Annotated in this window: 11 protein-coding genes; 4 read left to right on the top strand and 7 right to left on the bottom strand. The window is 63.9% G+C overall.

Features of this window, described 5'->3' with window-relative positions; genetic code table 11:
* Positions 1–38: 38 nt before the first annotated feature.
* Positions 39–230 (top strand): hypothetical protein, encoded by a 192-nt coding sequence (locus BMY22_RS10740; protein ID WP_090621852.1) that lies wholly within the window; start codon positions 39–41, stop codon positions 228–230.
* A 3-nt stretch (positions 231–233) separates the two neighbouring features.
* On the opposite strand, the gene BMY22_RS10735 is transcribed toward BMY22_RS10740, so the two are convergent.
* Positions 234–992, bottom strand: coding sequence for a COG4705 family protein (locus BMY22_RS10735; protein WP_090621851.1), 759 nt, complete (start codon positions 990–992; stop codon positions 234–236).
* A gap of 153 nt (positions 993–1,145) precedes the next feature.
* Complete coding sequence (locus BMY22_RS10730; protein ID WP_170849312.1) at positions 1,146–1,751, bottom strand: dual specificity protein phosphatase family protein; 606 nt, start codon at positions 1,749–1,751, stop codon at positions 1,146–1,148.
* 326 nt (positions 1,752–2,077) lie between these two features.
* Here BMY22_RS10730 and BMY22_RS10725 point away from each other — a divergent pair, with 326 nt between their 5' ends.
* Positions 2,078–2,833 carry a metallophosphoesterase gene (locus BMY22_RS10725; protein ID WP_090621850.1) on the top strand — a complete coding sequence of 252 codons (756 nt, stop codon included), beginning with the start codon at positions 2,078–2,080 and terminating at the stop codon, positions 2,831–2,833.
* Between the two features lie 25 nt (positions 2,834–2,858).
* Here BMY22_RS10725 and BMY22_RS10720 read toward each other — a convergent pair whose 3' ends face one another.
* On the bottom strand, positions 2,859–3,632 hold the full coding sequence (locus BMY22_RS10720; RefSeq protein WP_090621849.1) for a haloacid dehalogenase type II: 774 nt from the start codon (positions 3,630–3,632) through the stop codon (positions 2,859–2,861).
* A 122-nt stretch (positions 3,633–3,754) separates the two neighbouring features.
* Positions 3,755–5,374 carry a malate:quinone oxidoreductase gene (locus BMY22_RS10715; RefSeq protein ID WP_090621848.1) on the bottom strand — a complete coding sequence of 540 codons (1,620 nt, stop codon included), beginning with the start codon at positions 5,372–5,374 and terminating at the stop codon, positions 3,755–3,757.
* A 745-nt stretch (positions 5,375–6,119) separates the two neighbouring features.
* Between BMY22_RS10715 and BMY22_RS10710 the strand changes: the two genes are divergently transcribed.
* A complete protein-coding gene (locus BMY22_RS10710; RefSeq protein ID WP_090621846.1) occupies positions 6,120–6,701 on the top strand; it encodes a hypothetical protein in 582 nt (193 codons plus the stop codon).
* 79 nt (positions 6,702–6,780) lie between these two features.
* Here the strand turns inward: BMY22_RS10710 and BMY22_RS10705 are convergent, their stop codons facing one another.
* The 3 genes from BMY22_RS10705 to BMY22_RS10695 all read right to left on the bottom strand — a co-directional run bounded on the left by BMY22_RS10705 (position 6,781) and on the right by BMY22_RS10695 (position 11,043).
* The gene (locus tag BMY22_RS10705) at positions 6,781–7,752 is read right to left on the bottom strand and encodes a glucokinase (protein WP_090621845.1); all 972 of its coding nucleotides are present in this window, start codon (positions 7,750–7,752) and stop codon (positions 6,781–6,783) included.
* 321 nt (positions 7,753–8,073) lie between these two features.
* A complete protein-coding gene (locus BMY22_RS10700; protein WP_090621843.1) occupies positions 8,074–9,363 on the bottom strand; it encodes a sugar MFS transporter in 1,290 nt (429 codons plus the stop codon).
* 840 nt (positions 9,364–10,203) lie between these two features.
* Positions 10,204–11,043, bottom strand: a complete 840-nt coding sequence (locus BMY22_RS10695) for a metallophosphoesterase family protein (protein ID WP_090621842.1) — start codon at positions 11,041–11,043, stop codon at positions 10,204–10,206.
* A 231-nt stretch (positions 11,044–11,274) separates the two neighbouring features.
* Between BMY22_RS10695 and BMY22_RS10690 the strand changes: the two genes are divergently transcribed.
* Positions 11,275–12,045 (top strand): aspartyl/asparaginyl beta-hydroxylase domain-containing protein, encoded by a 771-nt coding sequence (locus BMY22_RS10690; protein ID WP_090621840.1) that lies wholly within the window; start codon positions 11,275–11,277, stop codon positions 12,043–12,045.
* Positions 12,046–12,090: the final 45 nt, after the last annotated feature.

Raw genomic sequence — 12,090 nt, 5'->3', positions numbered from 1 at the left:
CCGATCAGCTCAAGCTGGCTTTTCACCTGTACGGTCGATTGCCGTTCGGCCAACGGCATTGCGGCAACGCCGAGGAAGACTTTACCGGCGCAACTCGACAGGCGCTGGTCGAGCAGTGGATCAACCAGCAGTTCTTTCGCCGAGCCGTGCTCGGCGGTTATGCCGGCCTCGATTCCCACTCCGCAGGCGTCGCAGTCAACGAGGCGGATGACTTGTTGGCCGCACTTTAAGAGTCAATGGGCACTCTTTGCCGCTTTTTGCTTGAGGGTAAAGATCAGAAGCAGGATCGACAATATGAGGGCGGCAGAGGCGGAATACCGACTGAGTTCCAGGCCGCCTTGGTTGAGAGGCTTGTCGAGGAAGTCGCCGACGACTGCGCCAAGCGGCCGGGTGAGGATGAAGGCTGCCCAGAACAATGCCGTGTGCGATATTTTCGATCTGTAATAAGCGGCGGCGACCATCGCCAGCAGCGAGCCGAAGATCATTGCGCTGACCGCATAGCCAAGGCCCTCGGTGTCCGCGGTCCAGTCTCCCAGGGCTGTTCCCAGCGTTTGGGACAACATTATTGTTACCCAGTAGAATATTTCCGATTGTGGTGTGCTTATCGTGCCTATGGCTAGCGAGCCGAGCGTGCGATGCCAGATAAACAGCGAGCAAAGCAGCAGCGCGAGCAAAATGGCCGAGCCGCCTGCATAACCGACGTCCAGCGAGCGATCGGTAAAGTCTGCGAGCGTTGTGCCGACGGTGGTAGTGGCGATGATGGTCAGCCAATACAAGGCCGGATGAAATGCTTTTGCACGGATTTGAATGGCTACGGCAATCATGAAAATTGCCATGAATATGCCGGTGCTTGCCAGGTAGCCAAGATCCATTGACATGGAGACGGCATCGCCACCGGTTTCGCCGAGAGTGGTGGCGAGAATTTTTATAACCCAAAAGGCCAGGGTTACTTCCGGAACCTTGCTAAGCGTTGCTCCGTCCACCATACGCATATCTCAATCTCCGATTGGGCTTTGGCTCGTTTGTTGTTTTTCGGCTTGCGTGACTCCTTGCTATTTATCGATTCTGCGCACGCATGGGGACTGCTGTCGGCGGCATTCATTGGATGCCGGAGGGCGTGGAAAAACCGGCCGCTGGTGTTCGGCTTATTTGCCCGGTATTTCCTCAGGAGTATCCGAGCCATGAATAGCATGCGTGAACCATGAGCCGATGTAACAGGTCGACACCTGCGTGGTGCAGTCGTTTCCCTGCGCCAGGGCAGTACGAATGCCGTCGGTATCGGCGCTTCTCACATAGTTCGTTGCATCCGTCATGTCCTCGATATCGCCGAAACCGCCATGTTGCATTTCGTCGAGGGCTTCCTCTTTGCTCCAGCCTTGGATCACGATGCGGTACATGGCGGATATCAGGCCGGTACGATTGTTTCCATGTTTGCAATGGATCAGAACCGGCCCTTGGGTTTCGGCCTTTCGTATGAGGCGCAATGCGTGGAGTACGTCGTCGTCGCTGACTCGGTCGGCGTGCATCGGCAGACTGACGAGTCGAATCGGTGCGTTGCCCAGCCACGCTTTATCGTCGTTCTTGATAAAGCTGATCACGGTATGAGTATTCAGCTTTTGCAGCAGTTCAAGGTTGTCCCGATCGGGCAGGGCACTTCGAAACAGTGTCGGGGACATCTCGTAAAGATTGAAAGACTTGTCGACAGGCGTTGCCCAGGTCTGTCGGGAGACCGCGACTTTGACGGGTGCCATGATTTCGGGAGTCTTTTCGGGCGCCAGGCTCAGATAAAGGCAGAAGAGAGCGAGTGCGCTGACAAAGTACAAGGCTTCCAGTTGTAGTTTTTTCTTGATTTCTAGCCGAATATGCATGAACTCTAGCTCTTTTCAGTTGGTGAGCAGAGTTAACGCAATACGGGTCAGAGATTCGTAAATTGCGTGTGAATAAAATGGAAAAGCCGTTTTGCAGAAGGACGCCAGCTGCACTCCTTCGGCCTCGGGAGAGGCGAGTCCGCTGCGCCCGTTCGTCTCCCCGCAACACCGTCCGGCTATAGTCCCAGAAGACTTCAAGGAGTAGTCCCATGCGCATCCACATCCTGTCCGACCTGCACAACGAGCTTTCCCCCTTCACGCCGGTACCGGTGGCGGCGGACGTGGTGGTGCTGGCCGGCGATATCGATGTCGGGGTTCGTGGCGTCGAGTGGGCGCGGCGAGCGTTCGATTGTCCGGTGCTCTATGTGCCGGGCAATCACGAGTATTACGGCGGAAACCTGCAGGCGACCCTGCGGCAGCTGCGCGAGGCGGCGGACGAGCAGGTACAGGTGCTGGATTTCGATGAGGCGGTGCTGGGCGGGGTACGCTTTCTCGGCGTCACCGCCTGGACGGACTATCGGGCGACCGGCGAGGACGAGCAGGCGCGGCAGGTGGCGCAGCGGCGGGTTTCGGACTTCCGGCAGATCCGCTGGGGAGCGGAGGGGCGTGCGCCCTTGCCCGAGGATTTCGCCGCCCTGGCCGGGAGCGCCCGGGGCTGGCTGCGCGAACGCCTGGCGTGTCCTTTCGAGGGACAGACGGTAGTGATCAGCCACCATGCGCCGTCGCTGCGTTCGATCGCCGGCCATCCCTACGCCGGCACGCCTCTCGACGCGGCCTTCGTCAACGCCTGGGACGAGCTGATGGGCGAGGGCCTCGATCTGTGGATTCACGGCCATACCCATTACGCGGTCGACTACCGGCTCGCCGGCACCCGGGTGATCTCCAATCCGCGCGGCTATGCGGGCGAACAGGTCGCTTTCGATCCGGGCTGCGTGGTGACGCTGGAGGAGGCTGGGGTGGTCTGAGGGCTTCTCGCCCGCCCCGATCCGTTCAGGGACGCTTGCCGAGCACCTCGGCCAGCTCGCGGATGTCCTTGACCGTGCGGTCGGGCTCGGCAGCCAGCGGATAGAGGCTCTGGCCGGGACGGGCGACGAAGATCGCCGGCATGCCGGCGGCCTTGGCGCCGGCGACGTCCCAGCCGTGGGCTGCGACCAGCAGCGTTTCTTCCAGCTTGACGCCCATCCGTTCGGCGGCCCAGCGATAGGTGCGCAGGTGCGGCTTGTAGAGCTTGATCTCCTCGATGCTCAGGTTGTCGGTGAACAGGTCCGCCAGTCCGGCGTTCTCGAGTTGGGTCTGCACCCCGCGGCGGGTCGAGTTGGTCAGAGTGACCAGGGTGTAGCCCTGGTTCTCCAGCGTCTGCAGGCCTTCGCGCACCTCGGGGTGGGCCGGCAGCCTGAGCAGGGGGGTGACGATCGCGCTGCGGGCCTGCTGCTCGGTCAGTGCGATGCCGTTGTTCTTCGCCACCATCATCAGCGCGGCGGTGCCGACCGTGCCGAAGTCGTGGTACTGCTCGGTGGCGCTTTCGACCAGCGAGTGGTGCAGCATGGTCGAGAACCACAGCGGCAGCAGGTCCTGCCGGCCGCCCAGGGCGGCGCCGACCGACTGGCGCATGGACTCCAGGTCCAGCAGGGTTTCGTTGACGTCGAAGAAGATGACCTTGGGTTTCGGGCTGGTCTGCTCTTGCGCGGGCGCGGCAAGTGCTGGCTGCAGGCCTGCCGCGAGGAAGGCCAACAGCAACGTCAGGAGGGTATGGAGGGGGCGCATCGGGAGTTCCTTCTGGATGGGGCAACGGCTTCCTGCGGGCCTTTGGCCTGAGGACAATCACTGTTTCGGGAGGCCGAAAAAACATCCCCCTCAGGGCGAGGGGGATAGCGGGGCGGGACGGCTTACAGGGCCGCCTGGACGGGCTGTGCGGCGGCGGCTTCGGCCTGGGCCTCGGCGGCTTCCGGCTCGACCTGCATGAAGTTCAGTTGCAGGCGCTCGCTGGTCATGGCGCGGATGCTGTTGGTCAGCTCGAGGTTGTTGTTGAGCTTCTGGCCGTAGGAGGGAATGATTTCCTTCAGCTTGGCCTGCCACTCGGACGTCTTGACCTTGTCCTTGAAGGTCTTCTCCAGCACGGTGAGCATGATCGGCGCGGCGGTGGAGGCGCCCGGCGAGGCGCCCAGCAGGGCGGCGATGCTGCCGTCCGCGGCGGCCACCACCTCGGTGCCGAACTGCAGGACGCCACCGTGTTCGGCATCCTTCTTGATGACCTGGACGCGCTGGCCGGCGGTGAGCAGTTTCCAGTCCTCGGCCTTAGCTTGCGGGAAGTATTCGCGCAGTTCCTCGATGCGCTCTTCCTGGCTGAGCATCAGCTGGCCGATCAGGTAGGTGCTGAGCGGCAGGTTGTCGAAGCCGGCGTGCATGATCGGCATGAAGTTGTCCGTGCTCAGCGAGCGCGGCATGTCCAGCAGCGAGCCGTTCTTCAGGAACTTGGTGGAGAAGGTGGCGAAGGGCCCGAAGAGGATCGCCCGCTTGCCGTCGATCAGGCGGGTATCGAGGTGCGGCACGGACATCGGCGGGGCGCCGACGGAGGCCTTGCCGTAGACCTTGGCCAGGTGACGCTCGACGACTTCCGGGTTGCTGGTGTAGAGGAACTGGCCGCCCACCGGGAAGCCGGCGTAGCCGTCGGCCTCGGGGATGCCGGTCTTCTGCAGCAGCGGCAGCGCGCCGCCGCCGGCGCCGATGAACACGAACCTGGCCTTGATGGTCTTTTCCTCGCCGCCCTTGGCGAGGTCGGCGACCGTCACGCTCCAGGTGCCGTCGTCGTTGCGCTTGAAGTCGCGCACATCGTGCTTGAGGTTCAGCGTGACGTTGTCGTGCTTGGTCAGCGCGCCCATCAGCTGGCGGGTGATCTCGCCGAAGTTGACGTCGGTGCCGATCGGCATGCGGGTCGCAGCGACCTTCTGGTCGGCCGGGCGGCCCTCCATCACCAGCGGCGCCCATTGCTCGATGGTCGCCTGGTCTTCGGTGTACTCCATGCCGCGGTACAGCGAGCTGTGCTGCATCGCTTCATGGCGTTTCTTCAGGAAGGCGACGTTCTCGTCGCCCCAGACGAAGCTGATGTGCGGCACGTCGTTGATGAAGGATTGCGGGTTGCTCAGCACGCCCCGCTGAACCTGGTGGGCCCAGAATTGCCGGGAAATTTCGAAGGATTCGGTGACCGCCACCGCCTTGCTGATGTCGACGTGGCCGTCGGGCTTCTCGGGGGTGTAGTTCAGCTCGCAGAACGCCGAATGGCCGGTACCGGCGTTGTTCCAGGGGTTGGAGCTTTCTTCGGCGACCTGGTCGAGGCGTTCGTAGATGTCGATCGTCCAGTCGGGCTCCAGCTCCTGGAGGTAGGTGCCGAGGCTGGCACTCATGATGCCGCCGCCGATCAGCAGGACATCCACGGTTTTTTCCGCGTCGTCCTGTTTGGAGCAGCCGACCACGCCGAAGCACAGAAGCGTCAATAACAGTTTTTTCATAAGACGGACCTTTCGATGTTGTGAGGTGTGGCAGGGGCGAGGCGGAACGCCGCCTTAATGCGTCCTGTCGCCGGCAGGTCGGGCGAGCGCCTGCCGCTGCTTTCGGTGGAGCTGTCGCATCCGGATCAACTGTTGTTCTTGTTCGGGCGGTCGCGGCGTCGCCGGTCCCCGTCGCGATGCCGGGGTATCGTCCCGCGGGTGGGCTGCCGGGCAGCCGGAGAGCGGCTGCGGTCGTTCGCGAAAGGGCAGTCATGGCGTGCCGCTCCGGGGCTCGCGTCGCACACCCCTTGTCAGGCGCGAACCCGTCGATGCGCGAGCCTTCGCATCCGGAAGGCTTTCGTCCGTGGATGCAGGGCGGCCCTGCATCGCATGACTAACCGAGCAGGATGCATGCCATCTTCACGAAAAATTCAAAAATCCATGCTCTAGGGCAAGCAATCGTCATTTTTAGGTCGTCATGTGGCGAAATGTCGCCATTCGCCGGGAGAAAATCCCGCATTGGAAGGCGGATTTCCGCCTGCCCGCCACCTTGGCAGGGAGGGTGGAGGCGATGGATCGCACGCGGCGCACTGGCCGAAATCGGACTTGGGTACAAGACTGAAACTGAGGTGGCCTTCCGCTACCCGATGGTCCGCACGCGAGGCGGGCAGCCGGAGCCGAAGGGATTCCCGAAAACCCGCCAGGCGGCCAGCGCTCGCCTGGCGGGTGTCGCATACGGCCATGCATTCTGGATGGAGTCGATTCCATGAAAGCCGAACACCTGCATATTCTTGCCGACCTCTCCGCCCAACCAACTGCCAGTGCGCGTACCCGGCTGATCGCGATCCGCCGGCTGTGCCGGGCGTTCACCCAGGAGCTGGACGCCATCCGCGCCGAGCGTCGCGCCCTGCGCCGCCAGGCCGGCAAGCTGCGGCCCTTCCTGCCGTTCACCCGGCTGGCCGTGGCCGATCTGGAGCGACAGGCCGTCAGCCACCGGAGCGACGCCGTGGAGGACCTGTGCCAGGCACTGGCGAGCCTTGGACGCATCCTGGTCCAGGACCGCGAGGGAATGGCCGAGTCCCTGGGCTTCGACGGGCTGTGCGACCTGTTGAACGTGAACCCGCGCCACCGCCATGAGGCGCACCGGGCGGAGCGCTGCGGATTTCTGGAGGTGATTTTCGTCGAGGGGCTGGAGGACAGCGCCGAGCAGCGGGGCGACGGCTGGAGGGACGGGCCGCTGTTCAATGCTTGTCACTACGCGATGATGGAGGTCATCCGGGCGAATGCCGCCGAGTCCCGCGCGCCGGCGGCGCAGCAGCCGCCGAAACTGCGGCTGGTGAAGCGCTAGCGGCGGGGCGGCCGTTGCCGGATGCGCCGGTGGGGGCGCCTGCTCCCCGTCGTCGGCGCATCCGGCGGGCGAACCATTCTCAGGCGGCGTCGGCCGGTTCCAGCATCTGCTGCAGGGCGACGCCGGCGCCTTCCAGGCCGGGGTATTCGGCCGTCACCAGCCAGACCGGCACGCCTTCGAGATAGTGGCTCATGCAGCCCTTGCTGCGCAGGCTTTTGGCGAAGCCGCTGGACTGGAAGAAGGCCGAAAAGCGCGGAATCACCCCGCCGACGATGTACACCCCGCCGCGCGCGCCCAGGGTCAGCACGCCGTTGCCGGCGACGCGGCCGAGCCAGACGCAGAACAGGCTCAGCACTTCCTCGGCGACCGGATCGCCGGCCAGGGCGGCGCTGCTGATCTCGGCGGGCGAGGTCAGGTGCGGCACGTGGTTGTCCAGGCTGCAGATTGAACGGTAGAGGCGTACCAGGCCGCTGCCGCTGAGGATGTCTTCGGCGCGCACATGGCCGAGTTCGACGAACAGCTGCTGCCACAAGGCGGCCTCGCGCAGGCTGCCGATCGGCAGGTCGACATGGCCGCCTTCGCCCGGCACCACGCCCCAGCGGTCGTTGCCCTGGGGCAGCAGGGTGCTGACGCCCAGGCCGGTGCCCGGGCCGATCACCAGCGCGGGTCGGTCGGGCTCCGCTGTGCCGGGGCAGATCTGGATGCGCTGGTCTTCGCTCAGGCGCGTCATCCCCAGCGCCATGGCGGTGAAGTCGTTGATCAGCAGCAGGTTGTCCAGCTGCAGCGCAGTGCGGAACGCCGTGCGGTTCAGGGTCCAGTGGTTGTTGGTGAAGCGGAAGTCCTCGCCGGACACCGGCCCGGCGCAGCCCAGGCACAGGCTGGAGAGGCTGTCCGACGCCAGCCCGAGGGAGGCCAGGTAATCCTCGATGGCCCGTTCCGGGCTGGCGAATTCTGCGGCGGCCAGCGTGCGTACCGACTCTATCCGTCCGTTGTTCCACAGGGCGAAGCGCGCATTGGTGCCCCCGATGTCACCGACCAGTGCCAGTTTCATTGCAGTTCCTCCGGCAACGTAGAGCACGCCATGTGCATGAGGGTCAAAGTCGAGCTGAGGGCAGGGACGTAGGTTTCGACAGTCATGGGTTTCGTGCTCTTGTTGCTTTGATGTTATTGGGTAGGAAGATGAGCCAGGGCCTGGCGTCGACCGGTCATGAAGTGGCGGGCCGTAATCGGGAGTGTGGTCGTCATGGCTGCTGCGCCTGAAAGGATGAAGAAAGCCTCGTTGCGTCCCGGGTCTTCCGGCGTCGCCGAGATCCCTTTTCCGCCACCCGGCGATCCGCCGGTCTCCGGGAGATCCGGCGGATCGCCGTCGTGTTCAGCCGACGATTCTCGGGCGACGTGCATACCAGCCATAGGTCGCGATGCCGGCATAGCAGATGGCCGGGACGGCCAGTGCCAGGGCAAGGGTCGACAGGTCGGCGGCAAACCCGGTGAGCGGCGGGACGATCGCTCCGCCGACGATCGCGCAGCAGATCAGCCCCGAGCCTTCGGCGGCTCGCTCGCCGAGTCCTTCGGAGGCCAGGGTGAAGATCGTCGGGAACATGATCGAGTTGAACAGTCCCACCGCCAGTAGCGACCAGCCGGCGATAGCGCCTGTCGACAGGGCGGAAATGGCGATCAGGGCAATCACCGCCGTGGCGGCGAAGGCCAGCAGCTTGCCGGGCGAGAACCGGCGCAGGAGCGCCGAGCCGATGAAGCGGCCGACCATGGCGCCGCCCCAGTAGTAGGCCACGTGCTTGCCGGCCAGTTCGGGGGCAAGGTTCATGGTGGTGGGGAGCGTCAGGTAGTCGGTCATCAGGCTGCCGATCGACACTTCGGCGCCGACATAGAGGAAAATGCAAGCGGCACCCAAGGCGAAGCGTGGCTGTTTCAGCAGGTCGAGGGTGGAGAGAAAGTTGTGACTCTCGGCTTTTGGCGAGGATTTCAGCTGGTTTCTCTGCAGCCAGACGACCAGGGCGACCAGGCAGATGATCAGGGCGATGCCGGCATAGGTAGTGCTGATGACGCTGGCTTCCTCGGTGAGGAAGGCCGCCAGTTCGGACGGCGACAAGGTCGAGGTGTCCACCGCGTTCAGGGCGCCGAGAATCAGTATGGCACCGATATAGGGGGCGACGGTCGTACCCAGCGAGTTGAAACCCTGGGCCAGGGTGAGGCGGCTGTGCGCGGTCGAGCTCGGCCCCAAGAGCGAGAGCAGGGGGTTGGCCACGACCTGGACGGTGGTGACGCCTACCGCCAGGATGAACAGGGCACCGAGGAAGGTCGGGAACAGCGCCGAACTGGTTGCCGGTATGAACAGCAGGCAGCCGGCGGCCATGGTCAGCAGCCCGACGACGGCGGCCTTCATGTAGCCGATGCGCGCGATGAGCAGGCCGGCCGGTATGGAGGCCACGAAGTAGGCAAAGAAGAAGGCCGACTGTACGAGCATCGCCTCGGTGTAGCTCAGGTCGAACAGGCTTTTCAGCTTGGGAACCAGGATATCGTTGAGACTGGTCAAGCTGCCAAAGATGAAGAACAGGGCAAAAACGAACAGGCTCAGTCGTTGTACTTTTGCCGTTGCCAGACTGCTCGTGTCGGTGCCGCCAACGGTGGTGTCTATCATCGCCATCCTGCATTTCCTTTATTTTTGTGGTTGTTGCTCAGGGAGTACTCCGCCGAGGACGGGCGGGTACCGTTCAGGGGAAGTTTCGATTCTGGGGCCCTGGCGTCCCCGGACTAAACGGGGAGCCGCTTGCCGGCTTGCCGTCGCGGATTAGACAGCGCTGTCCTTGGCGTACTCGAAGTGCTGCAGCGAAGCAGCCCTGCCCCGCCTGCTCCGACCGGAAGGCCGCGAGAGGGCCGCCCGGTCACTGGCAGTCTGTATTGCGCCGCACTGCACGCTTGGGGAAAGCCGGTGCGGAGCCTCTGCTGTGAGGGGGGCGTCGTGATGCAGGCTGGGCGCCCGGGGGAGGCGGGGTCGGGCGCCGCCTGTGTTCGGCATTGTCGGGAGTGATGGGAGCATAAGGCACCTCGGTACTTAGACAGCGCTATCTTTGTGTGTCTGCCTATACAAGGCAGACTCTTTTGCCGTCATCTTGTTGTTTTTCAATCACCACTAAGGCTTTCCTCCCCGTGCGGGCAGGGGGTGAACCTGCGTCCCGGCCCGGAGCTTGTTGCTGAGATAGCGTTACCTTAGTGCTTGGAGTTTCGTTTGACAAGACTTCCCGCATGAGCGGTCGTCGGTGAAAACTACGTGATAAAACGATTCAGCATGATAGTAGATCTTCGAATGGCCATGGAAGCGCTTGCTGGGCGTTGGCGATCGGCGGGCGTTCTTGCCGGGGCCTTCGGCAGCCCCGGAGATGTCCGAGGATCTCGCCGCTCGTCCCTCGGCGCTGCGCCATGGATTCCGGGTGGGTCAGTACCACCGTAGGAGGCCGGGCATCGAGCCCTGGCCATGCCGGAGCGCTCAGGCGGAGAGGGCGAGACCGGCGGGGGGCCAGTGCAGATCGAAATGCGCCCCGAGCGCGAACCGGCCGCTCGGGGCGTGGTAGTCCCAGCGTTCGACCCTCGCCTGCTTGCCCTGCGCACTGCTCAGGTACAGCCGATTGAACGAGTTCGGCAGGCCGCCGCGCACCCGGCAGGACAGCGCGGTGCCCGCCTGCACCGTCCAGATCTCCCGTGTCAGCTCGGGATACTGGCCGCTCAGCGGCAGGACATAGGGCAGGTGGATGTGCCCGCCCATCACGATGTCCAGGCCCGCCTCGGCCCAGCGCATCAGCGCCGTTCGCGCGCCGCGCTGGATGTTGTGAAAGTCCGAGGGCACCATCAAGCCGAAGGGCTGATGGGCCACCACGATGCGTAATTTGGCCGGATCGCAGTGGCGCAGCCGCGCGCAGACCGCACGCACCTGGTCGGCGGTCACCCGGCCGTCCTTGCGGCGCATGGGATGGGTGGTGTTCAGGCCGATCAGCAGTAGCTCGTCGTTCTCGAAGATCGGCTCCAGTTCCTGGCCGAAGTGCCGGCGATAGTCGCCGTAGGGGCACAGAAGGCGCAACAGTGGGTTGTGCACCGGGGGGAGGTCGTGGTTGCCGGGAATCACCAGGGTTTCCGGGATGCCGTAACTCTTCAGGCGCCGGACGAAGGCCTGTGCGGCGGCGAACTGTTGGCGCCGCGCGCGCTGGGTGATGTCCCCCGACAGCACCAGCAGGTCGGCGCCCTGTTCGCGCACGTGCGCCTCCATGGCCTCCACGATCAGTTGCCGTTCGGTGCCGAAATGGGTGTCGGAAATGTGCAAAATACTCGTCATTGTGGCGAAAAGTGCCTGCGTACGGATGAGGCCACGTCGAGGGCCTTATGCTTGTTCTATATGTCCGGAAGTGTCAGCCGAGCAAAAGCCCTATAACAGTATTCACAAATAAACGACAAGATTCACAAATAAATTACAGCATGAGAGGATGCCCGACTTTGTCGGGCCGGGCGTTGCCAGAGGGGCGATGCCGTTGCCCAAATGTCTCTGGCAGGAATTGAGGATCCCGGAATGAGCGATGCGGCTTTAGCTGGTGTTGTGAAGGCGGACAAGGTCAAGCGCGGTCTCTTGTACAGAGCCGGCAAGAAACTGCGGCCGCTGTTCAACCGCTTCCTGGCCAGGAACTCCCTGGTGGGGGACCCGGAGGCCTTCGACAAGCAGCAGTTCCCGTGGACGGCGGAGCTGGAGGCCCATTGGCCGGCGATTCGTGCCGAGTTCGACCAGCTGATGCAGCGGAACACGCCGATCCCCGCCCTGCGCGACATTTCCCCGGATCACCGGCGCATCGCCAAGGACCACAACTGGCACTCGTTCTTCCTCTGGGGCTACGGCTACCGGATCGAGGAAGGCTGCCGGCTATGCCCGCAAACGGCCCAGGCGCTGTCGGTGGTGCCCGACCTCAACAGCGCCTTCTTCTCGATACTCGGCCCGGGCGCCCACATTCCGCTGCATACCGGGGTGACCAAGCGAATCATCACTTGCCACCTGGCGCTGGTCGTGCCGGAAGCCAAGGAAGACTGCCGGATTCAGGTCGGCAACGAGACTCTCTACTGGGAGCCCGGCCAGTGCATCGTCTTCGACGACACCTATCCGCATGAGGTCTGGAACGACACGAACCAGACCCGCGCAGTGCTGCTGATCCAGTTCAAGCGCCCCCTGCGCCTGCCGGGACGCCTGCTGGGCGATCTGTTCATCGGTGCGATACGCCGCAGCCCGTTCGTACAGGAGGCGCGCAACAACCTGGCCGCCTGGAGCCGGGCGCACAAGCTGCTGGACGGCTGATCGCCCCGACCCGGCTCGGCCCCTGGCTGCTCGAGAGCGTCAAGG

This window comes from Azotobacter beijerinckii, assembly GCF_900110885.1.
In the GTDB taxonomy this organism is placed as follows: Bacteria; Pseudomonadota; Gammaproteobacteria; order Pseudomonadales; family Pseudomonadaceae; genus Azotobacter; species Azotobacter beijerinckii.
The sequence above is the reverse complement of the archived record's forward strand: the minus strand, read 5'-3'. Positions and strand labels throughout refer to the sequence as shown.

Bases quoted from the DNA above. Each gene is read 5' to 3' on its own strand.
- BMY22_RS10720 (WP_090621849.1), bottom strand. From the start codon at position 3,632: ATGCGCCCCCTCCATACCCTCCTGACGTTGCTGTTGGCCTTCCTCGCG.
- BMY22_RS10690 (WP_090621840.1), top strand. From the start codon at position 11,275: ATGAGCGATGCGGCTTTAGCTGGTGTTGTGAAGGCGGACAAGGTCAAG.
- BMY22_RS10715 (WP_090621848.1), bottom strand. From the start codon at position 5,374: ATGAAAAAACTGTTATTGACGCTTCTGTGCTTCGGCGTGGTCGGCTGC.
- BMY22_RS10735 (WP_090621851.1), bottom strand. From the start codon at position 992: ATGCGTATGGTGGACGGAGCAACGCTTAGCAAGGTTCCGGAAGTAACC.
- BMY22_RS10730 (WP_170849312.1), bottom strand. From the start codon at position 1,751: ATGGCACCCGTCAAAGTCGCGGTCTCCCGACAGACCTGGGCAACGCCT.
- BMY22_RS10725 (WP_090621850.1), top strand. From the start codon at position 2,078: ATGCGCATCCACATCCTGTCCGACCTGCACAACGAGCTTTCCCCCTTC.
- BMY22_RS10700 (WP_090621843.1), bottom strand. From the start codon at position 9,363: ATGGCGATGATAGACACCACCGTTGGCGGCACCGACACGAGCAGTCTG.
- BMY22_RS10695 (WP_090621842.1), bottom strand. From the start codon at position 11,043: ATGACGAGTATTTTGCACATTTCCGACACCCATTTCGGCACCGAACGG.
- BMY22_RS10710 (WP_090621846.1), top strand. From the start codon at position 6,120: ATGAAAGCCGAACACCTGCATATTCTTGCCGACCTCTCCGCCCAACCA.
- BMY22_RS10705 (WP_090621845.1), bottom strand. From the start codon at position 7,752: ATGAAACTGGCACTGGTCGGTGACATCGGGGGCACCAATGCGCGCTTC.